The 23,108-nt window shown below is 68.0% G+C and carries 20 protein-coding genes and 1 tRNA gene; 10 read left to right on the forward strand and 11 right to left on the reverse strand.

Annotated elements, in window-relative coordinates; genetic code table 11:
- The 4 genes from KGD87_RS20515 (at position 1) to KGD87_RS20530 (ending at position 4,239) form a co-directional block, all read left to right on the forward strand.
- Positions 1-732, forward strand: coding sequence for a hypothetical protein (locus KGD87_RS20515; RefSeq protein ID WP_284661993.1), 732 nt, complete (start codon positions 1-3; stop codon positions 730-732).
- 219 nt (positions 733-951) lie between these two features.
- A complete protein-coding gene (locus KGD87_RS20520; RefSeq protein ID WP_284661994.1) occupies positions 952-1,281 on the forward strand; it encodes a hypothetical protein in 330 nt (109 codons plus the stop codon).
- 412 nt (positions 1,282-1,693) lie between these two features.
- Positions 1,694-3,946 carry a GmrSD restriction endonuclease domain-containing protein gene (locus tag KGD87_RS20525; protein ID WP_284661997.1) on the forward strand — a complete coding sequence of 751 codons (2,253 nt, stop codon included), beginning with the start codon at positions 1,694-1,696 and terminating at the stop codon, positions 3,944-3,946.
- 164 nt (positions 3,947-4,110) lie between these two features.
- Complete coding sequence (locus tag KGD87_RS20530) at positions 4,111-4,239, forward strand: hypothetical protein (protein ID WP_284661998.1); 129 nt, start codon at positions 4,111-4,113, stop codon at positions 4,237-4,239.
- Between the two features lie 60 nt (positions 4,240-4,299).
- Here the strand turns inward: KGD87_RS20530 and KGD87_RS20535 are convergent, their stop codons facing one another.
- Positions 4,300-5,805 (reverse strand): endo alpha-1,4 polygalactosaminidase, encoded by a 1,506-nt coding sequence (locus tag KGD87_RS20535; RefSeq protein WP_284661999.1) that lies wholly within the window; start codon positions 5,803-5,805, stop codon positions 4,300-4,302.
- A gap of 226 nt (positions 5,806-6,031) precedes the next feature.
- On the opposite strand from KGD87_RS20535, the gene KGD87_RS20540 reads away from it, so the two are divergent.
- On the forward strand, positions 6,032-6,739 hold the full coding sequence (locus tag KGD87_RS20540; RefSeq protein ID WP_284662000.1) for a phosphatase domain-containing protein: 708 nt from the start codon (positions 6,032-6,034) through the stop codon (positions 6,737-6,739).
- 136 nt (positions 6,740-6,875) lie between these two features.
- Here the strand turns inward: KGD87_RS20540 and KGD87_RS20545 are convergent, their stop codons facing one another.
- On the reverse strand, positions 6,876-7,595 hold the full coding sequence (locus KGD87_RS20545; protein WP_284662001.1) for a hypothetical protein: 720 nt from the start codon (positions 7,593-7,595) through the stop codon (positions 6,876-6,878).
- Between the two features lie 163 nt (positions 7,596-7,758).
- Positions 7,759-8,595 carry a DNA alkylation repair protein gene (locus tag KGD87_RS20550; protein WP_284662002.1) on the reverse strand — a complete coding sequence of 279 codons (837 nt, stop codon included), beginning with the start codon at positions 8,593-8,595 and terminating at the stop codon, positions 7,759-7,761.
- Positions 8,596-8,683: 88 nt separating this feature from the next.
- On the opposite strand from KGD87_RS20550, the gene KGD87_RS20555 reads away from it, so the two are divergent.
- Entirely contained in the window at positions 8,684-9,190 is a 507-nt protein-coding gene (locus KGD87_RS20555; RefSeq protein ID WP_284662003.1) for a DUSAM domain-containing protein, read from the forward strand.
- An 8-nt stretch (positions 9,191-9,198) separates the two neighbouring features.
- Positions 9,199-12,135 carry a pentapeptide repeat-containing protein gene (locus tag KGD87_RS20560; protein ID WP_284662004.1) on the forward strand — a complete coding sequence of 979 codons (2,937 nt, stop codon included), beginning with the start codon at positions 9,199-9,201 and terminating at the stop codon, positions 12,133-12,135.
- Positions 12,136-12,473: 338 nt separating this feature from the next.
- Here KGD87_RS20560 and KGD87_RS20565 read toward each other — a convergent pair whose 3' ends face one another.
- Both KGD87_RS20565 and KGD87_RS20570 read right to left on the reverse strand, forming a co-directional pair.
- On the reverse strand, positions 12,474-12,713 hold the full coding sequence (locus KGD87_RS20565; protein ID WP_284662006.1) for an addiction module protein: 240 nt from the start codon (positions 12,711-12,713) through the stop codon (positions 12,474-12,476).
- 159 nt (positions 12,714-12,872) lie between these two features.
- Positions 12,873-12,949 (reverse strand) — tRNA-Pro (locus KGD87_RS20570).
- 252 nt (positions 12,950-13,201) lie between these two features.
- On the opposite strand from KGD87_RS20570, the gene KGD87_RS20575 reads away from it, so the two are divergent.
- Complete coding sequence (locus KGD87_RS20575) at positions 13,202-13,588, forward strand: response regulator (protein ID WP_284662008.1); 387 nt, start codon at positions 13,202-13,204, stop codon at positions 13,586-13,588.
- Between the two features lie 13 nt (positions 13,589-13,601).
- Here KGD87_RS20575 and rpe read toward each other — a convergent pair whose 3' ends face one another.
- Positions 13,602-14,261 carry a ribulose-phosphate 3-epimerase gene (gene rpe, locus KGD87_RS20580; protein WP_163777990.1) on the reverse strand — a complete coding sequence of 220 codons (660 nt, stop codon included), beginning with the start codon at positions 14,259-14,261 and terminating at the stop codon, positions 13,602-13,604.
- A 173-nt stretch (positions 14,262-14,434) separates the two neighbouring features.
- Between rpe and KGD87_RS20585 the strand changes: the two genes are divergently transcribed.
- Positions 14,435-15,937 carry a GAF and HD-GYP domain-containing protein gene (locus tag KGD87_RS20585; protein WP_284662012.1) on the forward strand — a complete coding sequence of 501 codons (1,503 nt, stop codon included), beginning with the start codon at positions 14,435-14,437 and terminating at the stop codon, positions 15,935-15,937.
- 4 nt (positions 15,938-15,941) lie between these two features.
- Here KGD87_RS20585 and pyk read toward each other — a convergent pair whose 3' ends face one another.
- From pyk to KGD87_RS20605, 4 genes are all read right to left on the reverse strand, one after another.
- On the reverse strand, positions 15,942-17,375 hold the full coding sequence (gene pyk / locus KGD87_RS20590) for a pyruvate kinase (protein WP_284662013.1): 1,434 nt from the start codon (positions 17,373-17,375) through the stop codon (positions 15,942-15,944).
- A 101-nt stretch (positions 17,376-17,476) separates the two neighbouring features.
- Positions 17,477-18,397: a hypothetical protein gene (locus KGD87_RS20595; RefSeq protein WP_350099314.1), complete on the reverse strand. Its 921-nt coding sequence runs from the start codon at positions 18,395-18,397 to the stop codon at positions 17,477-17,479.
- A gap of 117 nt (positions 18,398-18,514) precedes the next feature.
- A complete protein-coding gene (locus KGD87_RS20600) occupies positions 18,515-19,972 on the reverse strand; it encodes an NFACT RNA binding domain-containing protein (protein WP_284662015.1) in 1,458 nt (485 codons plus the stop codon).
- Between the two features lie 97 nt (positions 19,973-20,069).
- On the reverse strand, positions 20,070-20,309 hold the full coding sequence (locus KGD87_RS20605; RefSeq protein ID WP_284662017.1) for a hypothetical protein: 240 nt from the start codon (positions 20,307-20,309) through the stop codon (positions 20,070-20,072).
- 367 nt (positions 20,310-20,676) lie between these two features.
- Between KGD87_RS20605 and KGD87_RS20610 the strand changes: the two genes are divergently transcribed.
- Positions 20,677-21,984, forward strand: coding sequence for a glycoside hydrolase family 1 protein (locus KGD87_RS20610; protein ID WP_284662019.1), 1,308 nt, complete (start codon positions 20,677-20,679; stop codon positions 21,982-21,984).
- A 63-nt stretch (positions 21,985-22,047) separates the two neighbouring features.
- Here KGD87_RS20610 and dusB read toward each other — a convergent pair whose 3' ends face one another.
- Positions 22,048-23,061 carry a tRNA dihydrouridine synthase DusB gene (dusB, locus tag KGD87_RS20615; RefSeq protein WP_284662021.1) on the reverse strand — a complete coding sequence of 338 codons (1,014 nt, stop codon included), beginning with the start codon at positions 23,059-23,061 and terminating at the stop codon, positions 22,048-22,050.
- Positions 23,062-23,108 lie beyond the last annotated feature (47 nt).

The raw sequence follows: 23,108 nt of genomic DNA on the forward strand, positions 1-23,108 counted from the left end.
ATGGACGAACTGCTAGCACTGCTCGGGCGCTACGCTCCCGGCCACAGCGGCCAAATCGAAGGCTACCCAGACTTTCTCGTGGACGAGTTGGAGGACGTCTTCGGTCGTCCGCTCCCAGCCGTCTACCGTCACTTCGCCGAGGTCTTTGGGACACGTGGAGGGCCGCTCCTGGCCCATGTGCGCTCCTTCGACCCCCTACTCGATGTCGCCGAACTCTATCGGGTCGCGCCCAAGGGGGAGCTGCCCCCCAGGCGCTTTCTCTTTATCTTGGGAGACCCCGACCCGCTGGCCCCCCATCATTACTGGCTCGATCTGGAGGCCCCTTCCGAGGAAGGCGACTGTCAGGTGGTGCGAATGCCCTTCGGCGCGGACGCATGGAAGACAAAGCTGCACCGGGAAGCCACCAGCCTCCGAGAGCTGCTCTTCCTCTGGGCCATGGAGCACGTCCATCTGCCGACCCTCCCCCATCAGGCCAGCTATGTGCGCCGGGAGGGACAATCGGCTCCCAGTGCCGAGGACCTCGCGCATCTCCTTGAGAAGATGGGCTTCGCCCGACTCCCCTATCCCCGATACAGCATGCTCTTCGAGCGGGAGGGAGCCGCGGCACGACTGTACCGCCCTCCTGACAGCCCCCACTTCAACCTTCGCATGGGCACGCAGCGTCCCGAGGAGCTGAAGCGATTCCAGATGCTCCTTGAAGACAACACGGACCTGGGGAAGTCCCTATTCTAGCCAAGAACATGGACCCGCAAGTCGGACGCGAAACTTGCTGCGGGCACCATGGGGGTTGGCTGCCCGCACTCGAGCAAGATAACGAAGGGCAACACGGAGGACCTGTTCCACCCCTGTGGTCGGGTAGCTGAGCGAGCCCCGCATTTGAGCAAGCGGAGCGCCAGCCGCCTACCTGACAGCTCCGTGCGGAGTGGAGTGTGAGGTGCAGGAGGAGAGGCCATGCTGGTGCGCAAGGGGGCCATCAACGAAGAGCAGGTGCAGGCGTTCCTGGAGAACTTGTTCGAGGAGGACCTGCACGCCAGGCGGGTGCTGTCGCATACGACGTTGGGCGTGGTGCACGCCGCGTCCTTGTCGGTGCACGCCATTGGCCAGGCCCTGGCATGGGCCCGAGGCGGCGTGCAGAAGCACGGCATCAAGCAGGTGGACCGGCTGCTGTCCAACGAGGCGGTGGACGTGTGGCAGCTGGCGGCCTCGTGGGTGCCGTACGTGCTGGCCGAGCGCACCCAAGGCGGTGGCGGCGCTGGACTGGACGGACTTCGAGGCGGATGACCACACCACGCAGGTGGCCAGCCTCGTCACCTCGCACGGGCGGCACCACGCCCCTGCTGTGGCTGACGCTGCAGAAGAGCGCCCTGGCCGGCAACCGGGCCCACGCGGAGGATGAGCTGCTGCTGCGGTTGAAGGAGTGGAAGCTTGTTGGCCTCGACTCGCACATGGAGGATGACGGCGGCCATCCTGTTCGCGTGGGTCGAGCATCTTCAGAACCGGGGCAGGCCCAAGGTGTGGCGGGGAGGGGCAGGTGGGGGAGCGCGGATGGGAGTACCGGCAGCGGCCCGCCTGGGCCCCTCTGCACCAGCCCACACCCTCAATGGGCCTGCCATCCGTCCTATACTTCGCTGGGCAGCTTCGCGAAACTGAGAGAAACCACGACCCTCAGCAGGTGGGTCACAGAGGGGGTCAAGTGAGCAGGACCGTCTTCACCAAGGTTGACAACACCCTGGGCAGTCTCATGGAGTCGATTGCACTGGGTAGAATCGGGCTGCCGGACATCCAGCGTCCCTTCGTGTGGAAGAACGCCAAGGTTCGCAACCTGTTCGACTCCATGTACCGGGGCTATCCCGTGGGCCACCTGCTCTTCTGGGAGAACGAGGCTGCGGGGAGCAAGGTCATTGGCACCGACGAGAAGCAGAAGATTCCCCGGTTGCTCATCGTGGATGGGCAGCAGCGGCTGACCTCGCTCTACGCCGTGGTGAAGGGCGTCCCGGTGGTGCGGGAGAACTACAAGCCGGAGAAGATCGAGATTGCCTTCAACCCGCTGGTGGAGAAGTTCGAGGTGGCGGATGCGGCCATCCGCCAGGACAAGGCCTTCATCCCCAACATCTCCATCCTCTGGGACAAGTCGACCGACATCTTTGAACTGGTCGAGACCTACCTGAAGGACCTCGCGACGGTACGGGAGGTGACGGCGCAGGAGCGGAGGCAGATCGGCAGTACCTTTTCCAAGCTGCAGAACCTGCTGAGCTTCCCTTTCACCACGCTGGAGTTGTCTTCGAGCCTCGACGAGGAGCAGGTCTCCGAGGTGTTCGTCCGCATCAACAGCGAGGGCAAGAAGCTCAACCAGGCGGACTTCATCCTGACGTTGATGTCCGTCTTCTGGGATGAGGGCCGAGGCCAACTGGAGACGTTCTGCCGCGAGGCCCGCACGCAGACCGCGGGCAAGCCCTCGCCGTTCAACCCATACATCCAGCCGGACCCCGACCAACTGCTGCGCGCCAGCGTGGGGCTCGGCTTCCGGCGCGCCCGGCTGAAGCACGTGTACTCCATCCTGCGGGGCAAGAACCTGGAGACGGGGGAGCTCAGCGCGGAGCGCCGTGACGCCCAGTTCCAGGTGCTGCGGCAGGCCCAGGCCCAGGTCCTGGACCTGGAGCACTGGCATGGCTTCCTGCGCGCCATCCAGCAGGCGGGCTTCCTCAACAAGGGGATGATCAGCTCCGAGAATGCCCTGCTCTTCGCCTACACCCTGTATCTGCTCGGGAAGACGGAGTACGGCGTCGAAGAGGAGCGGCTGCGGCGCTCGATTGCGCAGTGGTTCTTCATGAGCGCGCTGACGGGGCGGTACTCCGGCTCGCCAGAGTCAGCGATGGAGTTCGACCTGGCCCGGCTGCGCCAGGTGAAAGACTCGGACGCGTTTGTCGCCGTGCTGGCGGCCACCTGCAATGCCACCCTGACGAGTGACTACTGGAGCATCACCCTGCCGACGGACCTGGCCACCTCGGCGGCGCGCAGTCCGTCGATGTTCGCCTATTTCGCCTCCTTGAACCTCCATGCCGCAGACGTGCTCTTCTCGAGACAGAAGGTCAGCGAGTGGATGGACGCGGTGGTGACCCAGTCCGGCACCACGTCCCTGGAGCGCCAGCCCCTCTTCTCCAAGCGCCTCCTGGAGAGCCAGGGCATCGGCGACTCCCGGGAGACGTCCCAGATCGCCAACTTCACGGTGGTGGAGTGGGGGGAGAATGCGCAGCTCGCGAAGAGGTCACCGGAGGAGTACGTGCCGGTCCTGCGCAAGCCCTTCTCCTCCAAGGAACTGGAGCGGATGCACTACTGGCATGCGCTGCCGGATGGATGGGAGCGCATGGAATACCGCGAGTTCCTCCAGCAGCGCAGGGAGCTGATGGCGAAGGTGATTCGCGACGCCTACTCCCTGCTTGCGGGGAAGGACGGCGCCAGGCCGGAACCGGCGCTGAGCACCGGGGAGTTCATCAAGGGCGGGGAGTCCTCCAGCGTCGAGTTCAAGTCCACCCTGCGCGTGAACCTGCACACGGGCCAGGAAGATTCGAAGATGGTGCTCAGCGTGTTGAAGACCCTGGCGGCCTTCATCAACACGGGCGGTGGCACGCTGCTCATCGGAGTGGCTGATGACGGCACGCTGGTGGGGCTCGGACCCGACAAGTTCGAGAGCGAGGACAAGATGAGCCTGCGCCTGGTGGAGCTCATCAAGGACCGCATGGGGACCAGCCACATGATGTACATCCATCCCCGGTTCGATGACTACCAGGGGGGCCGCGTGCTGGCCGTGGATTGCCTGCCGGGGCGGTCTCCCATCTTCGTCAAGGACGGCAACGTGGAGCGCTTCTACGTTCGCGCGGGTCCCTCCTCCCAGGACCTGTCGGGGGCGAGAATGCATGCCTACATCCAGGAGCGGTTTCGGAGCTGAGCCGTCGATGCTGCCCGTCCAGGCCCGGGCAGCCCCGGCTCCGGGGGCGGGCGCCCTGAAGAGGGGCGGAGCCAGTGGAGTTGCCCCCGTCAAATCGGACAGCTCAGCGGTGAGCGTTAGCAGGACGGAACTCGCGGGGTGACTTCATCTTCAGCCCGCGGTGCGTGTCACGGCTGCGGCGCTACCCGGCGTCGACCGCGCTGGCCGCGTGGGCGGTGCTGGACGAGGCCCTGCCCTGGGAGAGCGCCGTGGGAGGCGCGCTGGTGCTGGCGGGCGGCTCACTCAGACGGTGAGGACGCAGCCGCCACCGGCGCCCCTCCCACCCGTGGAGGAGCGCCGGACAGACTGAGCCGCTACTGCGGATCCCACCCCGCGTTCACCGTCATCCGGTCCAGCGCGCGCACGGAGACGTAGGGGACGAAGCCCGCCGCGCGCGCGCGGGTATAGGCGTCCGCGATGTGCGCGGCCTGGACGGCGTAGTCGGTGGAGAGCACCAGCTTGCCGGCCGCGCGGACCCGGGCGGCGTTGGCCCGGTTCTCCTCGCACCAGCCCATGTCACACGGGCTGTCGTCGGACCAGTACATGTCCTCCATGCCCAGCCCGTCGATGGCGGGTAGGTAGGCGGGGTCATCCACCAGCTCCGGGGAGTTCTGGGGCATCACCTTGAAGGCCGGGTTGCGGGCCTTGGCGTACTGGTTGATGCGCGCCAGGAGGGCCACCATCTTCCGCGCGAGGTCGGCGCGGTTGGTGCCCGCGGCGTTCGCGGGAATCTCCTCGTACGTCACCACCATGTCCAGGTAGCACCCGGTGAAGCCCGCAGCGAGCGCCTGGTCGAGGCGGCCCTGGACGATGGGCCACCAGCGCTCGTCCCAGTACTTCACGTACTGCTCGTCGGGCCAGCCGCCCACGGGGCCGAGCTTCAAGTCCTCGGGCACCTGGGACCACTCGGGGCGGTACTCCTCGATGGCGCCAATCTCGAAGTACGCGAGCACCTGCTTGCCCTTGGCCTTGAGCGCGGTGATTTCGGCAGCGGTGAACCAGTCGTCGTAGCCGTCACGCGACAGGTCGACGATGGCGAGGTCGAACTTCGAGTTGGCGATGGTGTCCAGCTTCCCCTGGGGATAGTTCGTGAGCTGGTAGGTGAAGCTCTGGACGCCCTCCCACGACACGGGCGTGCCGGCGTCGGTCCCCGTTCCCGCGTCGGAGGAGGTGCCCGCGTCGCCAGGGGTGCCCGCGTCCGTGGGAGTCCCCGCGTCGCCGGGCGTGCCCGCGTCCGAGGCGGCGACCTGGATGCGCACCACGAGCAGGTCCAGCAGCGACGCATCCGCTGTGGACGTCGTGCGGTAGCGCAGCCTCACCGAGCCTCCGCTGACGAAGCGCTGGGGAGACGTCAGCGCGAGCGACGTGGCGGTCCACCTCCAGGACTGCGCGAAGGTGTTGTCGCCCACCAGCACCCAAGCGCCCGCCGCGTAGTCCCACGCCTCGAACAGCCAACGCATCTGCGACCTGGCGGGCCCTCGATAATTGATGCCCACCTCCGCGGCGATGACGTCGGCGGCGCCCACGTCCGCGGGGAGCGCGTACGTGCACGTGGCGGAGGTGCCGGGGAAGAACTCGACGTACTCCACCCAGCGGTCCTGCGTGCCCGACAACGTCTGCGTGTGCAGCCCCTGGACGGTCTGCCCCGAGCCGATGGCGCCGCTCGCGACCTGGAGGCTGGCGCACGTCAAGGTCCGGGCATCCGCGAGGCCCGCCGTGTCCCCGCTCCGCTCCGCGCTGTCCACGCTTGCGGAGGAACCACCACAGGCAAACAGCGCGATGCACCACAGACTCGTCCACCCGACTACCGCGACTCGCATGTGCGCTCCCTGTCGCCGGAGCCGGGCCCCGCCCTGAGGTCGATGCGCTCGGCGAACGTGGCGGGCTTTAGCGTCAGGCGCGCGGCAGCAGCAACGCGAAGTGGCGCGCGGCACGCGACATTCACCCATGTCCTGGAACATTCGTTCCTGTCTGGATGGGGCCTAGTCTCTGATGGAAATTTGAAGCCCGCATGATGAGGTGCGGTCCGTTCCCCTCGACGCCTCCATGAGCGAGGATCTCCGCCACATGCCATACGCGTTTGCCTTCGTTATGGGCGCAGCACTCCTGGCCTTTCTGGCGAAGACGCTCCAGGGACCTGGGCTGTTGCTGTTATGGCCCGCGGTGAGCTTCGTCCTCGTGGCACTCGCCTACGCAGGAGCCGGCCCGAAGTTCCTCGGAAAGCTCCCGAATGGACGGATGCAGCCCGGCGCGGTGCTCGCGCTCCTGCCATACCTGCTGCTCACGTGGGGAACCTGGCACCTGGTGAGGCTCGTCTCACGCGAGCGGCCCTATGACATGGTGGTACCGGGCGTCGTCGCGGGGCGCAGGCTCCTGCCTGGCGAGCTTCCCGCGGGGACCGCCGTCGTGCTCGACCTGACCGCCGAGTTCATCGAACCGGAAGGGATATGCGGGGCGTGCCGCTATGTGTCGCTGCCCATCCTGGATGCCTCGACACTTGCAGCCGGGAAGGCAGCACCGGTCCTCCGCGAACTGGCGACCCTCCCTGGCCCCTTTTACGTCCATTGCGCCCAGGGGCATGGACGTACCGGAATGATCGCGGCCGCGCTCCTCGTCGCCCGAGGCGATGCTCCAGACGGGCGGGAAGCCCTCGCGATGATTCAGCGCGTGCGCCCCGCAGTCCGGCTATCCACCGCACAGCAGCACGCGCTCGTGGAGCTGGCGGATGCGCTGCGACGCGATTCTCCGACTTGAAGCACGAAGCAGACCTCGCTGGCTCCAGGCCCGCCGCCCAGCACGAGGGCTCCCATTCCGCCGATACGTGCCAGTTGCCGCATCGACTGGAGCACCGCTGGCCCGCCAGCGACAGGGGGGAAGCACGCTCCCAGGTTCAAACGCGATGGCCACCGTCGGTGTCGTCGGTGTCCGCATGGACGCCTGCCCCGCCCATTCCGACGCCTCCAGCGCCGGCACCTCCTCCGCCCCCGGCACCGCCGCCCCCTCGTCCACCACCCTTGTCTCCGCCCTTGCCCCCTCCCCCGCCGCTGGGACGCAATGGGCCCTGGTCGGGAATCACGAGCCCGTGGGGAATGGGTTCCAGGTCGAGCGCCCGGCGGATGAAATCGCGCAGCGACACGACCAGCCGCGCGGTGCCGACCTTCCGCCCGGTAACCATGTCCGCGGCAGCCTCCGCGGCAAGGCGCACCTGCTCCTCGGTGCCGAGCAGCATCACATCCGACAGCGCCGCCTCGACCGCGTCGCGCGTGCGCCGACGGCGTTCGAGCCCCGGGTGGTCGAGCGGCGAAGCAAGCATGAGGCCTGGGTCGGGTTCCTGCTCGAGTGGCTCACCCGCCGCGAGCCGACGGCGCATGTCGCGCAGGTGGGTCGGGTCCACGACGAGTTCACCGGTGAAAGAGCCGCCGAGCGTCTTGTATGCGGAGATCAGCGTCTTCAGCCGCTCGTTGATCTGACGGTTCTCGCGTTCTCGTCGGCGCTGGACGGTCTGCATCACCAACAGGCGAATGCCGACAACGACCATCGACACCAGCACGAGGCTGGCCATCGTCGCCGCGAGGCCCCGCCAGGAAGTGAAGTCGAGAGAGCTCATCATCGGCGCGACGATAGCGCGTCCACCACACGATCGCCTTGACTCGCTCGCGTGGGCCGCTGCCCCGTCTTGCCGAAGAAGTGTTGTCGAACCCGGCTGGCGCATCCTCGCGCGTATCGAGCAGTGTGCCCCGGCGCCTCCGGAGTCGGCGCTGCGCCCCCCGACGTCAGCGCGCCCGCGCTCCGGCGGAAGGCTTCTTCGCGGCGGGCTTCTTCCTGGTCGAAGCGGCCTTCGCCTTCTTCGCGGCTGCCGGCTTCCCTTCTCCGCGCGTCGCCTTCGCCTTGGCTGACGCCTCCATCGCCTTTCGGGCCTCGGTCTTCTCACCTTTCCGCAGCGCGAGCGCTGCGGCGATCCACTCCGGTGCGTAGCTTGAAGTGCAACCCTTCGGAATCGGTCGCGGGTCCCAGCGACCGAGGCGCTCGCCGATGGCGATGGCCTCCGGGGTGTACGCAGGCAGGTGGAGGCCAATCCAGACCAGGCAGAAGTTGATGCCCTCCTTCACCCGGTACGGTGCGTTTGGGAGCTCACGCTCGATGCGCTTGAGCGTCGCGCCTACGTCGAGCTCCTTCTCGAGTCCTCGCGCGATGCGCCCGGCGAGGAGCTTCCATCCGGCGCGGCGCGGGAGTTCCTTGCTGCCGTCCATCCACTTCGCCTGGAGCCTCGGGGCAATGGGCGCATTCACGAGCACGCGACCGACGAGCTCGTCGACCAGGTTCGCGTTCGAGAGCGGCTCGAGGAGGCCGCGTGCCTCCTTCTCGGTGAGCTCCGCGGGATTGAGCAGCATGCACGCGAGGATGCGCGCATCGTGATTGCCAGTCCCCCACAACTCCAGTCCGAGCCCGTGGTTCGTCCCCAGCGTCGCGGCCAGGCCACGAAGCTTGCCGAGCAGCACGCCGAAGACGTTGTCGCTCACCCCGTCGCGCACGTAGCGCTGCCGCACCCTCTCGTCACCTTGGCTTTCGAGCTGCTTCATCACCTCGGACAGCATCATCGTTTTCGGCATGGAGAGCACTGCGGCGAGCGGTGGATTGAGAGCGGCCGAAGGGTGGCACGACAGGCGCCCTGGGTCGAGGACCGCATCCGCGTCGTGGATGAGTCGCAGCCGACTTCACTCCACCTTCTTGTCTGCCGTGGCCCTCTTCGCGCACGCTCACACTTCAAGCCCGCGAGGCCAGGCGGGCAAACTCTTCCAGCACACACGTGCTGGATTCATCCCGGGGTGGAACGTGGGACCGCGAGTACCTGCATGGGATCACGTCATCGCGATGGAACGGAGGATTTCTCCCGAGGGAGGGCTGGCCCTGCCCGGTGAGGACCGCGCGCAGGTTCAAGCCGTCGCACTGGAGGTGATGATTGCGGAGGCGGAGGTCTACACGTCCTTGCGCACGCCCGAGGGGCTGGCGTCGCTGCTGCGCGAGATTCGCCGTCGCGTCAGGGAGGCCGGCAAGCGGTACTCCAGCACGTTCGACGACGTGCATGACCTTCAGGAAGCAGGCGATGCCGCTGGTGCGCGGAAGGTGCTGGAGGAGTACATCGCCAGCGAAGCCATTCCCCGGTACCGGGAGTTGGCTGTGACGGAGCTGAAGCATCTGCAGTGAGGGACGCCATGTTGGAAGTGCCGGGTTGGGTCAAGGTCCTCAGCAAGCTGCTTCAGGCGGGGATGGCCGCGTGGGATGCCATCCAGAGCAAGGGCATCGACGGCAAGGAGGGAGCCGCCCTACGGCTGGCGACGGACCTGCTGGGAGACCTCGGAGGGAAGCGCTCCGGGGAGCCCACGAACATGACGGCTCTGCACTTCGGCATCGTCACGCAGTGCTTCGGCTACGCGCTTGGGCGTCAGTGGGCATTCAACAAGAAGTTGGCGCCGGCCGGGCTTCGGCTGTTCATGGACAAGGAGCAGCGGGAGCGGGCGGACGAAATTGAGCTTCGGATGAGGCTCGCCGCCAGCTCACTTCCAAAGTTCGGTGCCGCGCTTCAGCAGTCGGGGGACCTGCCCGCGAGCGTGGAAGTGGTGCGAGCAGCGGATGCGCTCTCGACCCCCTTGTCGACGCCCTACTACCAGGCGCTCTGGAGCTCCTTCACCCACCCGAAGCTGGATGAGGGCGACGAAGCGCGGGTTCCCCTCATTGACATGGAGAAGGGACGGCTGGGCTTCGAGCGCGACTTCCTGCTGGCCTATCAGCAGGCCCTGGCGTCCTCCGAAGGTCAGCGGCTCCAGCAGTATGTCGAGGGCGTGACGAGGGATTTCCGCGCGGGGACTCTGCGCGAGTTGCTGCTGCGGGACATGGCCGGGTGGGACGAGCGCCACACCTTCGGCAACCTGGAGCGGCACGACCGGCCGGAGGACGACCCCATTCCCTTCATGCCGCTGGGGAGGGTGTACGTCGAACCTGTCGCGCGCATGGTGACGAAGGCGCAGCAGGACGAGGACGCTCCGCGGGAACCGGTGCTCTCGCTCATCGAGCACTGGCTTCAGGGATCGGAGACGAACGTTGTCATTGTCCGGGCGGACTTCGGAATGGGGAAGTCGCTCACGGCACGGACCCTTGCGCAGCGTCGCGCGAGGCGGTTTCTGGATGCACGTACGCCATCTTCCAACGAGGAGATACCGGTCTTCATCCGGTGTGCCGAGGACCTGACCGAGGAGGGGTTCGATCTCGATGGGTTTGTACGGAGGGCATGGAAGCGTGAAGCCAGCGAGCTGGGACTTCGCCTGAAGCTCGATGACCCTGCCCTCGCTCCTCCAGGCCGCATGCAGCGAGCGCTCTTCATCCTTGATGGGTTGGACGAGGTCATTCTCGGGGAGCGGCGCCTGGAGTCATTCTTCCAGCGCATCAAGGATGAGGCCTCGGAGCAGCACCGGTTCATCATCTTCTCGCGTCCCGGCGCACTCCCGGGTGAGCGGGAGATGGAGCGCATTCCGGTGCTTGAAATACAGCCGTGGAATGAACCGCAGATTGCTGCCTGGCTCGATGCATGGCGTGGCCTGAATGGAGAAGCCGGCCCGACCCCTCCCGAACTGGAAGCGCGTCGACTGGGAGAACTGGCCACGACTCCCATTCTCCTCTTCATGATTGCGCAGACCTGGAGCGGCCAGTCCCGTGAGGCAAGCGCAAGCCGCTCAGCGTTGTACGAGGAGTTCTTCTGGCGGATTGCCAGGGGGAAGCATGAGGCGGACCGCAAGCTGCACCAGAATGTCTTCGATGCGTCCACGAAGCTGCATCGGCATCTGGTGCAGGGGGGATGGGTGGCGGAGGCAACCGAGCCGCCGGATGCCATGCTCTGGCTCATGGGACGTGTAGCATGGGAGGCCACGAAGCTCGACCAGCACCAGATGCTCGAGCCCCTGCGCAAGGCCGACGTGCTCACGAAGCACGGCATCACGAACCTGCTCATCAACGAACTGGGGATGGATGGCAGTGCCTCGGACACCGTTGAGGCCATCCAGGTCGGGCTGCTCCTGACACTCCAGGCCCACCTGCGCTCCGGGGCAGCAAGTCAGCTCCTCTTCGGCCACAAGTCCTTCAGGGAGTTCCTGGTGGCCCGCTACTGGGCGGACCGGATGAAGGCGCTTGCCCACGCGTCTTCTCGTGACTGGGAGGAAATCGAGTTCCCGTTACTGGGAGGGAGGCTGCTCAGTCGGGAGGACCGTGCGTTTGAATTCCTGCTGGAGATGCTGGACGGCGAACCGCACCCCAAGCGTGAGGCAGCCCCCTTCGGCCTAACCGAAGTCGAGCGCGGCTCCCTGCTCCAGTGGGCTCAGGATCGCTTCGAGTCGGAAGACTCCGAAGCGCCGATATCGTCAGCTCGCGGTGGGCGTAGCCGACCACCGTCGCTACGCGATGACAGGCGTCCCTGGCTGCGCGAAGCGGCGCTCGCAATTGGAAGCTCCCTCCGCGGCAGTCCCGGCATGAAGCAGCGTGACAAGCTGACCATGAGGTCGATGCTTGCCTGGTTCTGGCTGATGCGCATCGGCCCCATCATCGTCGCGCGCAAGGCGTACCTCATTGGGGCTTCGATGCCGAATCTGACCATTCGAGGCGCTGACTTCAGCGAGGCCAACCTGCAGGGGGCTGATTTCTCACAGACCGCCATGCAGCCGGGGCGTAACGCAAGTGAGGTCGTCCCCTTCTTCACGAGCTTTGCGAGAGCCACGCTCGATGGTGCTCGGCTGACGAACACGAACTTGTCTGGATGCCTTTTCGAAGGGGCCTCTTTACGGGAGGCCCTGCTCGTGGGAGCGGATATCCGCGGCTCGTTTTTCGCCAAGGCAATGCTGGATGGCGCGTCGATGGAACTCGTAAATGGGGATCACGCCACGTTCACTGAGGCGAACCTGACCGACGCCACACTGACGAAGGCGTCTTTCGTAAATGCGACCCTGAAGAAGGCCTCATTGGCCTCGGCCTGGTTGCATGGCACCAATTTCAAGGGAGCGGTGCTTGAAGGTGCCTCACTTCGCGATGCTCGTTACGACGACGAGACCATCTGGCCCGATGGGTTCGACCCCGTCGCCGCCGGGGCCATTCGAGACACAGCTTGAATCTCCTCAAGCGGGGGCGGAGCCGTGGCTGGAGGAGTCGAGACGAAGACGCACAGCATCGCGAAGCTGCTTGAGTTCATCCGAGCAGGGAAGGTGCGCATCCACGGCCACCCTGCTGCACAAGGCGAGCGTCCCGCTGGCCACCGTCACCGTGCAGCGCAATCCTGCGCCACTCCGACCCGTCCATCACCACGGAGGTGTACGGCCAGCTCGACTTCCATCCACCGCATGGCGCGGCTACGGAATAGCTGAAGCCGAGTTGGAGCCGATGCTTCAACGCTGCCGCAATAGCCGCGCACGCTCACGGACAGCTTCACGGTGGAGTTCGAGACGGACCTTCACCGCCGCTGAGCGAGCCGGGCGCTGATGCGCTCCTCGACCTGCTCCCAGGGAACCGTCTTCACGCGCCCGTCGAGCACCTCACGAGCCCGGCGCTCCAGTTCCGCGGACCACTCGGCCTGGGCCTCCGGGTCCTCGGCCCCTTCCTCCAAGCTGAGCAGGAGCTTGTGGGCAACCTCGGCGCGCTCCTCGGGAGGGAGCCGCAGCACATCCGAGAGGAGGGCTTCCTTGGTCGCCATGGAGCAGAAGTTCAAGCCCCGCCCCATGCACGGACAACGAATGCCCGGCCCGGACGGCGGGCAGAGGCGAGCCCCCGCCGCTTGCTGCTGGAGGGCGGCGTGGGAAAAACAAAAGCCCTGGAGCCTCGCTGTAAGTCAGCGAAACTCCAGGGCTTTTAATGGTCGGGGAGACAGGATTTGAACCTGCGACCCCTTGGTCCCGAACCAAGTGCTCTACCAGGCTGAGCCACTCCCCGATATGTCGCCTCGCCGGACGGTCCTTCTCGGGACCGGCGAAGTGCGGGCGGTAGTACCCGAGCCGCCCAGCCGAGTCAACGTCCTCGGATCACCTTTTCTTCCGCCCCTCCCCGCCCAGGGCGAGCGGGCGGCCGGGCCCTGCCCGGGTGACCGCCGACTCCGCTTCCCAAGGACAAGAATTTCCTGTACTCCCGGAGAGTTTACCCCCTGCGACATCCATGAGGCAGACTGCATTGTTGCACCGCGATGCCATGACGCCGCCCCCCGTCGTCCTCATCTCCGATGACGAGCCCCTCATCGTCTCCGCCCTCGCCCGCGAGGGGAAGCGCTCTGGGCTGAACTGCATCTCCGACACCACGTCCGAGCGCGTCCTGGAGCTCGCCCGCGAGCACCGGCCGGCCGTCATCATCCTGGACATCAACCAGCACCAGGACGGGCGCGACCTGCTCGCCCAGCTCAAGCAGGACCCCCACACCCGCGACTGCAAGGTCATCATCCTCAGCGCCGTCGAGGACCAGTTCACCCGCCACGTCTGCTTCGAGCTCGGCGCCGACGACTACGAGGTGAAGCCCTTCGACCCCACCTTCATGACCCGCGTCGCCCGGCTCGCCTCCTCCGTGGCGCGGCCTCGCACCTGACGTCCGCCGCGCCTCACGGGCGCAGCGAGCGGATGGCCTCCGCGTAGTCCTTCGCGCCGAAGACGTAGCTGCCCGCCACCAGCACCGTGGCCCCGGCCTCCACCACCCGCTTCGCCGTGGTGGCGTTGATGCCGCCGTCCACTTCGATGTCCACGTCCTTCAGCCCGCGCGCATCCAACATCCCGCGCAGCCGGCGCACCTTCTCCACCGTGGACTCGATGAACCCCTGCCCCCCGAAGCCCGGGTTCACGCTCATCAACAGCACCATGTCCACGTCGCCCAGCACCTCTTCAATGGCCGACAGCGGCGTGCCCGGGTTCAACACCACCGCCGGCTTCGCTCCCGCATTGCGAATCTGCTGAAGCGTCCGGTGCAGGTGCGGGCTGGCCTCCACGTGCACCGTCAGCACATCCGCCCCCGCCTTCGCGAAGGCCTCCACGTAACGCTCCGGCTCCACAATCATCAGGTGCACGTCCAGCGGCTTCGTCGCCACCCGCTTGATGGCCTCCACCACCACAGGCCCAATCGTGATGTTCGGCACAAACCTGCCATCCATGACATCTACGTGAACCCAGTCCGCACCAGCGGCTTCAATAGCGCGGACCTCTTCGGCCAAGCGGCCGAAGTCACAGGACAAAAGCGAAGGAGAGATGCGGACGGGGCGGCGGCTCATGCCGCGCTTCATAACCGCAACCCGCGCGTTGGCTAAGGCCGAACACAACGCGGCGACGCCCACCCGACAGCCAGTCACCTGCCAGGTGGCCCCCAAAGGGCAACGTGCTGTCTACCCATGATAGAACTTTGTAGCCCTTCGCGGCCCGCCGGCCGCTTTTCACGGAGCCGCTGGTGCTCGCTCAACCCGCCCCACTGCCCGAGCTGAACCGCCGCCTGGCGAAGCTCACGTCCATCCTGGATGTCGCGAAGGCCATGAGCGCCGAGCGCGACCTCGACCTGCTCCTGCCGCTCATCCTCTTCGAGGCCACCAAGGTGGTGGAGGCGGACCGCTGCTCGCTCTTCATCCTGGACCGCGAGCGCAACGAGCTGTGGAGCAAGGTGGCCCAGGGCTCCAAGAGCGAAATCCGCCTCCCGGTGGGCAGCGGCGTCGCCGGACAGGTGGCCCAGACGGGCGCCGTCATCAACATCCCCGACGCCTACGCCGACGCCCGCTTCAACCGCTCGTTCGACGTCTCCAGCGGCTATCAGACAAAGACAATCCTCTGCGTCCCCATGCGCGACGCCGGCGGCGAGGTGACGGGCGTCCTCCAGGCCCTCAACAAGCTGGACGGCGCCAGCTTCAACGCCGAGGACGAGGAGCTGCTGCTCGCCCTGGGCGCCCAGGCCGCGGGCGCCATCGAGAACGCCCTCCTCCACGAGGACATCAACCGCCTCTTCGAGGGCTTCGTCTCCGCCTCCGTCGTCGCCATCGAATCCAGAGACCCGACCACCGCTGGCCACTCCGGCCGCGTGGCCGACCTCACCGTGGCCCTGGCCCAGGCGCTGGAGCACCTGTCCACCGGCCCCTACGCCCACACGCGCTTCTCCGGCGGGGAGCTTCAGGAGCTGCGCTACGCCTCGCTGCTCCATGACTTCGGCAAGGTGGGCGTGCGCGAGCCCGTGCTGGTGAAGGCGGAGAAGCTCTACCCCCACGAGCTCGAAGGCCTGCGCGCCCGCTTCCAGCTCGCCCGCAAGGACTTGCAGTTGCAAAGCTACCGCCGCCGAATCGCGGCGGTGAAGCTGCGCGGCCACGCCAACCTGGCGGAAATCGAAGCAGAGGAGGAGGAGCGGCTCGCGCGCGAGTCGTGGCAGTTGGACGAGGTGCTGGAGTTCATCCTCTCCTGCAACCGCCCCACCGTGCTCGCGCAGGGCAACTTCGAGCGGCTCCACGAGCTGGGCGCGCTGCGCTTCCTGGATGCCCACGACAAGGCCCAGCCGCTGCTGCTGCCGGGGGAAATCCAGTCGCTCTCCATCGCCCGCGGCACGCTCTCTCCCGAGGAGCGCCGCGAAATCGAGAGCCACGTCGAGCACACCTACCGCTTCCTGTCCCAGATTCCGTGGACGCGCACGCTGCGCCGGGTGCCGGAGATTGCCTACGCCCACCACGAGAAGCTGGATGGCACCGGCTACCCGCGCGCGGAGAAGGCCATCCCCGTCCAGTCCCGGATGATGTCCATCTGCGACATCTACGACGCGCTCACCGCCAGCGACCGGCCCTACAAGAAGGCCGTACCGCACACGCTCGCGCTCGACATCCTCCGCCGCGAGTCCGACGCCGGGCAGCTGGACCCGGCGCTCTATGCCGTCTTCATCGAGGCCGACATCCCCCGGAAGGTCCTCCAGGGAATCAAGTAGCCGCTCAGCCCTGGATGGTGTGCAGGCGCAGGCTGTTGATCTTCCCCGGCTGACCGACTGGCGCGCCGAAGACGATGACGATGCGGTCGCCCTTGCGACCCAGGCCGCGCGCCAGGAGCTCCTCCTCCACGCGCTTCACCATGGCCTCCGTGTCCTGGATGGGCTCCAGCACGCGCGGCACCACGCCCCACACCAGCGCCAGCCGGCGGCGCACTTCCTGGTTGGGGCTGAAGGCGACAATCGGCACCGTGGGCCGGTAGTGCGACAGCAGGCGCGCCGTCACACCCGACAGCGTGAAGGCCGCGATCAGCGAGGCGTTGCTCGCCTTGGCCGCCTCGCACGCCACGCGCGCAATCACGTCCGGGAAGTGGTCGGGCAGCCCCAGCGGCGTCTCCAGCACGCGCATCAGCGAATGCGTGGTGCGGGCGGAGGACTCGGCCGCCAGGATGATGCGCTCCATCATCTGCACGGACTCAATGGGGAACTTCCCGCTGGCCGTCTCGCCCGACAGCATCACCGCGTCCGCGCCGTCGAACACGGCGTTGGCCACGTCGCTGGCCTCGGCGCGCGTGGGGCGCGGGTTGTCAATCATGGAGTTCAGCATCTGCGTGGCCACGATGACGGGCAGGCCGCGCAGGTTGGAGCGCCGGATGATGTCCTTCTGGACGGCCGGCACCTCCTCGGGGGGAATCTCCACGCCCAGGTCGCCGCGCGCGACCATGACACCGTCCGTCTTGTCCAGGATGGCGTCCAGCCGGGCAATGGCCTCCGGCTTCTCCAGCTTGGCGATGATGGGCACCGAGCGGCCCACCTCCGCCATGGCCTGGCGCGCGGTGTCGATGTCCGACGGCTGGCGCACGAAGGACAGCGCGATGAAGTCCACGCCGGCCTTGATGCCGAAGACGAGGTCCTCGCGGTCCTTCGGCGTCAGCGCATCCGCGCGCACCGCCACGCCGGGCAGGTTGATGCCCTTGTTGTTCTTCAGCGTGCCGCCGTGGATGACCTGCGTGCGGATGAGCTTCTGCTTGTCCGTCTCCAGGACCTTCAGCTCCAGCAGGCCGTCATCCAGGAGGATGCGGTCGCCCGGATTCACATCCGCGGCCAGGAACGGGTACGTGGTGGACACGATTTCATCCGTGCCCGGGACTGTCTCATCCGTGGTGATGTGGAAGGTGCCGCCCTCCTTCAGCTCGGTGCTGCCCTTCACGAACCGGCCGGTGCGAATCTTCGGGCCTTGCAGGTCCCCGAGGATGCCCACCGCCTTGCGGACCTTCAGCGACGCGGCGCGCAGCTTCGCGATGTTCTCCGCGTGCTGCTCGTGGCTGCCGTGGGAGAAGTTGAGGCGAGCCACGTCCATGCCGTTCTCCAGGAGCGCTTCGAGCATCTCCTGGCTCTGGCTGGCGGGACCGAGGGTGCAGACAATCTTCGCTCTTCGCATAGAGCCCGTGAGGATGGGTTTCCCTTACGGCAGCGTCAAGCACGCTGCATGGGCCGCTTCGCTCGGTAAAACGGTAAATGAGCCAGCGAACAGCGCTGCGGTCAGCCGCGAAGCAGCACGCCCAGGTTCTCCCGCTCCCAACGCAGTGCGGCGGCGTAATGCGGGAATGTTCTCTCGCGCTCGCGAAAGGCACGCGGGTGGTGCACACGACGGCCGCTTCGGCCCGTGCTCGGGAAGAGCTGGTGGAGCATCTCGTGGAAGACGATGAACTCCACGAAGTAGGAAGGCACCTCGGGGGTGTCCAGCGCCGGGTGGATGCGAATCTCACGCGTCTGGTGGTCGTAGACGCCCAGGCGGATGGACTTGCGACGGCGGCGCGGAGGCATGCGCCCCCAGCCAATCCGGGCCTGGATGAGGCCCTGGAAAAAATCGCGGTTGGTGGCGTCGTAAAGCGCCTGGAGGTCGAAACAGCGCCCGCGCGGGTTGAGGTCCGCGTCGGATTCGCGGCGCAGCTGGCGGATGCGCGGCTGCTGGCCGCGGATGTACTCGTCCAGGATGACGCCCGCGGCGCGGTGTCCCCGGCCCGCGTAGTCCGCCACCGCGCGCACCACCGGCTCCGGCGCGTCCAGGAACATGTGATGCAGCCGCAGCGCCAGCACCGCGGAGCCCCGGCGGAAGGACACCATGGTGGAGCGGTTGTCCGTCACCGACAGGCGCACCGGCATGCCCAGCTCCGCGCTCAGCCGCCACGCCAGTGACTCCGCCCGGGTCCACAGCTCCTCCCGCGTGGGCGGACGCGTGACGAGGCGGGGCGCCTCGTCGGGCAGGAGGTTGCGCTGCGGCATCGGCACGGGCGGTGCGACGGGCCGCGGCGCGGGCGCCCCGGACGCGGCAGGTCCCCCCTCGGGCCGGGCTCCGGCCGTTCCCTCCGCCGCGCGGCTGGCGGCGGAGAGGCCTCGAGGGAAAAGCGACGTCTGGCGAAATGGCTCGGGGGACACGCGGCTGCACATCGTACCCCGCACTTCCGGGGACTCAAGGGCGGCGGTCCCCTGCCCGCCTCCCCACCGTCAGCCCGTCAACCGCGCTCACACGCAGCGTCCACTACAGGAGGGAGAGGCAGGCGAGCGTACGACGCGTCCTCACGGAGCGGGCGGCTCCGCGTGCCGGGACTTGAGGAGCCGCTCCAGGCGCTCGGGCTCCATGCGCACCACGAAGGTCTTCTCGCGCGTGAAGGTCACCTGCCCCGGCGCGCCGCCCTTCACCTTGCGCACGAACTTCGCGGGCACGTAGCTCACCTCGCCGCGCGGCTCGCCCTTGGCCCCGGAGTGGTGCAGCGCCAGGTGCGCCGCGTCCAGCAGCACCTCCTGCGCCACCTCCTGCCCCTTCTCCAGCGGCAGCACCACGTGACTGCCGGGTACGCCGCGCGCGTGAAGCCACAGGTGCCAGGGCCTGGCCACCTTGAAGGTGAGCGCGTCGTTGTCCTCCGCGCCGCGCCCCACCCAGAGGCGCGCCCCGCCGTGGCCCACGTACTCCTTGAAGGGCCGGCCCTCCCGCGCGCCCTCGCCCCCACTGGGGAGCTGCAGCACCTCCGCCTGCGACAGCAGCGCGGCGTCCTCCATCCGCTCGAGCTGCGCGAGCGCCTCCTGCGCGTGCGCCACCTCGCGCGCCAGCTCCGCCTCGCGATGGCGCGCCTGCTCCACGCCCCGCAGCAGCCGCCGGTACTGGTGGAAGCGCCAGTCCGCCTCCTCCTTCGGGGTGCGCTTCGGGTCCAGCGTCACCCGGACCTCCTTCGCGCCCTCCTCTGTATAGGCGGTGAGCACCGCCTCGGTGGCGCCCCGCTTGAGGCGGTAGAGGTTCTGCGCCAGCAGCTCGCCCACTTCGCGGTGCTTCTCCGCGTCCGGCCCGCGGGCCGCCTCGGCGCGCACCTTCTCCAGCGTGCGGGAGGCGCGCTTGAGGCGCGCGCGGTACGGCTGCGCCAGGCGGCGGCGGATGGTCTCCGAGCGGCTGGCCCTGTCGCGCGCTCCGAGCAGGCGCTCCGCGGCCTGGGAATACGGCAGCGCATCCGCGTCCTGGGGCGCGAGCCGCGAGGCTTGGCTCCGGGCCTTCTCGCGGGCCTCGGGAGGCGGCGGCGCCGGTGGCGTCCACGCGGCGCCCGGATGCAGGCCCCGGCGCTGCGCGAAGCCCTCACCGGAGAGCATCAGCACGCGGCCGTTGTCGCTGAGCAGCAGCAGGCCCCCGGGCGCGCCCACCTCCAGGATCAGCCGCCTGCGGACGTCCTCGCGCTCGAAGTCGAAGGCCACCACGCGCTCTGCTTCCATGAAGCGGGCGCCCTGGAGCTTGAAGCCCGTCAATTCCTGGCGCAGCCACCGCTGGAAGGGGGCGGGCTCGCCCGGCGTGGGGAAGCGCTCCTCCGCCACGGACACCCGGGCCAGGTCACCCTCGGCGCACAGGCACAACAGGATGGAGCTGCCCGGGACGCGAAGCTCCACGTAGGCGAGCCTGGGAAGTGGACACCAGGCCTTCTGCGCCACCGCGCCGGTGAGGCGCTCCGCCACCTCCGTCACCACCTGCTCCAGCTCCACGGGACGCAGCGACATGGGGCACTCCGGGTCCTGAAAATGAAAACGGCCCGGCGGGTTTCGCCGAGCCGTTCACCGGACGTCAACTACCGTCCGCTCATGACGACGGGACTGCTCAGGACTCCGGGGTAACCGGGGCCGCCGCCGCCTTGGACTTGGTGGTGCGCTTGCGAGCCGGGGCCTTCTTGGCCGCCTTGCGGGTGGTCTTCTTGGCAGCCGCCTTCTTGGTCGCGGTCTTGCCGGCCGTCTTGCGAGCGGTCGTCTTCTTGGCCGACTTCGCCGACTTCGCCGCCTTCGCGGTCTTGGCAGCCTTCTTGGTCGCGGACTTCGCAGCGGTCTTCTTCTTAGCGGCCATCAGAATCCTCCGGTTCAGTGGTTGGCCCCAGTCAACCGAGGCCCTGCACTCTTCTTGATGGGAGTGAGTGCTTGAAGTGAATGGTACGGGCGACATGCCAGTGTGTCAACGCATGGTGATGTATTGCATCGCGTGCGAGGCCGATTTTTCGGCATCGAGCGCGTCCGGAGGTCCCGAACGCCACTTCGCGGACACTCGCGAGCGCATCCGAGGCGTCGCGCGCGAGGCCGAGTTTCCGGCGCCGGACACGTCCCGGCCAGTTTCGAGCCCGCCTTCGAGCACGGCGCCGGCGCGCGCCGCGGCGCATGCGCGCGAGCCACGCGGCGCTTTTCGCGCGTGGGGTGCGGCGTCTACGGTGCGCCACCACATGAGCGCCTCCGAGCAGACCTTCCCCGCGGACTTCACCTTCGGCGTCGCGACCGCCGCGTACCAGGTGGAGGGCGGCATCGAGAACGACTGGTCCGAGTGGGAGCGTGCCGGACGGCTGAAGGAGCCGGACGCGCGCTGCGGCCTCGCGGTGGACCACTGGAACCGCTACGAGGAGGACTACGCCCTGGCGCGGGCGGTGGGCGCCACCGCGTTCCGCATCTCCCTGGAGTGGGCGCGCGTCGAGCCGGAGCGCGGGCGCTTCGACGAGGCGGCGCTGGAGGCCTACCGGGAGCGGCTCCTGAAGATGAAGGCCCACGGCCTGCGGCCGGTGGTGACGCTCCACCACTTCACGCACCCCACCTGGTTCCACCGGGAGACGCCGTGGCACCAGCCGGCCAGCGTGGACGCCTTCCGCCGGTACGCGAAGCGGTGCGCGGCGCTGCTGGAGGGGCTGGACGCGCTGGTCATCTCCTTCAACGAGCCCATGGTGCTGCTGTTGGGGGGCTATCTGCAGGGCGCCATTCCTCCGGGCATCGCGGATGGCCCCACCACCATGCGGGCCATGGAGAACCTGGTGCGCGCTCATGTGGCCGCCCGAGAGGAGCTGTTGTCCCGGCTGGGCCGCGTGGAGCTGGGCATCTCCCAGAACATGCTCGCCTTCGCGCCGGACCGCTGGTGGCACCCGTTGGACCGCGCGCTGGTGAGGCTCGGGGCCCAGGCCTACAACCATGCGTTCCACGAGGCGCTGTCCACCGGCGAGCTGCGCGTCACCATGCCGGGCGTGGCCTCCACGCGCGCGGACATCCCCGGCGCGCGGGACTCCGTGGAGTTCATCGGGGTGAACTACTACACCCGCGCGCACCTGCGCTTCGTGCCGCGCCCGCCCTTCATCGAGTTCAAGTACCGGGACGTCCAGGGCCGGGGCCTCACCGACATCGGCTGGGAGGACTGGCCGGAGGGCTTCCTCCAGACGCTGCGCGACGTGAAGCGCTACGGCAAGCCGGTGTGGATTACGGAGAACGGCATCGACGACCGCGGCGGCGCCCGCCGGCCCCACTACCTCCACACCCACCTGGCCCAGGTGCTGGCGGCGCGCGCGCAGGGCGTGGACGTGCGCGGCTACCTCTATTGGAGCCTGCTCGACAACTTCGAGTGGCTGGAGGGCTGGGGCCCGCGCTTCGGCCTCTACCACGTCGACTTCGACACGCTCCGCCGCAGCCCCACCCCCGCGTGTGACTACTTCCGCGCCGTGGCCACCGAACGGAAGCTGGTGCCGCCGGACGCGGTCCGCCCCTCGGGCGCTTGAGCGGCGCGCCGCCCACGAAGAACACCGACTCCCTCCTTATATATAGAGCGCGGCGCCGCGCCCTCAGCCCAGGGCCGCGCGGTAGTCCACGTCCTGCTCTTCACCGGGGCCCGCGGCGTCCACCTGGGCCGCGGTGAAGAAGCGGCGCACGCAGTCCTCCACCGCTGACGGCACGTCCAGGCCGTTCACCTCCGCGCGGAAGGCCGCGGCGCCGTACAGGCCGTGGGCGTACCACGCCAGCTGCTTGCGGAAGGCGCGCACGGCGCCCAGCGGGTCCCCCATGAAGTCCAGGTGCGCCCGGAAGTGGGTGAGCACCAGCTCACAGCGCTCGCGCGGCGTGGCGGGCGGGCCCCCGAGCAGCTCGCGGAAGATCCACGGGTTGCCCAGCGCGGCGCGGCCAATCATCACGAAGTCGCAGCCGGTGCGCTCCAGCATGCGCGCCGCGTCCGCGGGCGTCTTCACGTCCCCGTTGCCGATGATGGGCAGCTCCGGGAAGTGGCGCTTGAGGTCGGCGATGACGCCCCAGTCCGCCTGCCCCGAATAGCCCTGCTCGCGCGTGCGGGGGTGGATGGCCAGCCCCGCACAGCCCGCCTCCTGGAGCGCGCCGGCCACCTGGAGGTAGTTCAGGCTGCGGGCGTCCCAGCCCGAGCGAATCTTGCAGGTGACGGGCAGGCCGGTGGCGTCGCGGATGCGCCGGACGATGTCCGCCGCGCGGGGCACGTCACAGAGCAGGCCGCTGCCCGCCCCGTTCTTCACCACCTTCTTCACCGGACAGCCCATGTTGATGTCGATGATTTGCGCGCCCGCCTCGCGCCCCACCACCGCGGCCCGGGCCATGGCGTCCGGCTCGCCGCCGTAGATTTGGAGCGAGTAGGGCCGCTCCACCTCGGCGTCGTAGCGCAGGTACTTCAACGTCCGCTGGTTGGCGCGCATCAGGCCCTGCGAGCTGACGAGTTCGGTGGGGCAGAGCGCCGCGCCAAGGCGGAAGGCGAGCACGCGGAAGGGCATCTCGCTCACCCCGGCCATGGGGGCCAGGATGTACGGATTGGGCAGGGTGTAGGGACCAAGCTGCGGCATGAGGGGCGGGGAACCTAGCGGATTCGCCAGGGACATGGAGGAGACGG

The organism is Myxococcus sp. SDU36, from assembly GCF_030168875.1.
Classification (GTDB): Bacteria; Myxococcota; Myxococcia; order Myxococcales; family Myxococcaceae; genus Myxococcus; species Myxococcus vastator.

What these genes read in the sequence shown, in the direction of transcription:
- dusB (WP_284662021.1), bottom strand. Translation starts at nt 23,061, where the DNA reads ATGCCGCAGCTTGGTCCCTACACCCTGCCCAATCCGTACATCCTGGCC.
- KGD87_RS20550 (WP_284662002.1), bottom strand. Translation starts at nt 8,595, where the DNA reads ATGCCGAAAACGATGATGCTGTCCGAGGTGATGAAGCAGCTCGAAAGC.
- rpe (WP_163777990.1), bottom strand. Translation starts at nt 14,261, where the DNA reads ATGAGCCGCCGCCCCGTCCGCATCTCTCCTTCGCTTTTGTCCTGTGAC.
- pyk (WP_284662013.1), bottom strand. Translation starts at nt 17,375, where the DNA reads ATGCGAAGAGCGAAGATTGTCTGCACCCTCGGTCCCGCCAGCCAGAGC.
- KGD87_RS20555 (WP_284662003.1), top strand. Translation starts at nt 8,684, where the DNA reads ATGAGTCGCAGCCGACTTCACTCCACCTTCTTGTCTGCCGTGGCCCTC.
- KGD87_RS20540 (WP_284662000.1), top strand. Translation starts at nt 6,032, where the DNA reads ATGAGCGAGGATCTCCGCCACATGCCATACGCGTTTGCCTTCGTTATG.
- KGD87_RS20605 (WP_284662017.1), bottom strand. Translation starts at nt 20,309, where the DNA reads ATGGCCGCTAAGAAGAAGACCGCTGCGAAGTCCGCGACCAAGAAGGCT.
- KGD87_RS20535 (WP_284661999.1), bottom strand. Translation starts at nt 5,805, where the DNA reads ATGCGAGTCGCGGTAGTCGGGTGGACGAGTCTGTGGTGCATCGCGCTG.
- KGD87_RS20545 (WP_284662001.1), bottom strand. Translation starts at nt 7,595, where the DNA reads ATGATGAGCTCTCTCGACTTCACTTCCTGGCGGGGCCTCGCGGCGACG.
- KGD87_RS20610 (WP_284662019.1), top strand. Translation starts at nt 20,677, where the DNA reads ATGAGCGCCTCCGAGCAGACCTTCCCCGCGGACTTCACCTTCGGCGTC.
- KGD87_RS20515 (WP_284661993.1), top strand. Translation starts at nt 1, where the DNA reads ATGGACGAACTGCTAGCACTGCTCGGGCGCTACGCTCCCGGCCACAGC.
- KGD87_RS20565 (WP_284662006.1), bottom strand. Translation starts at nt 12,713, where the DNA reads ATGGCGACCAAGGAAGCCCTCCTCTCGGATGTGCTGCGGCTCCCTCCC.
- KGD87_RS20600 (WP_284662015.1), bottom strand. Translation starts at nt 19,972, where the DNA reads ATGTCGCTGCGTCCCGTGGAGCTGGAGCAGGTGGTGACGGAGGTGGCG.
- KGD87_RS20520 (WP_284661994.1), top strand. Translation starts at nt 952, where the DNA reads ATGCTGGTGCGCAAGGGGGCCATCAACGAAGAGCAGGTGCAGGCGTTC.
- KGD87_RS20575 (WP_284662008.1), top strand. Translation starts at nt 13,202, where the DNA reads ATGACGCCGCCCCCCGTCGTCCTCATCTCCGATGACGAGCCCCTCATC.
- KGD87_RS20560 (WP_284662004.1), top strand. Translation starts at nt 9,199, where the DNA reads ATGTTGGAAGTGCCGGGTTGGGTCAAGGTCCTCAGCAAGCTGCTTCAG.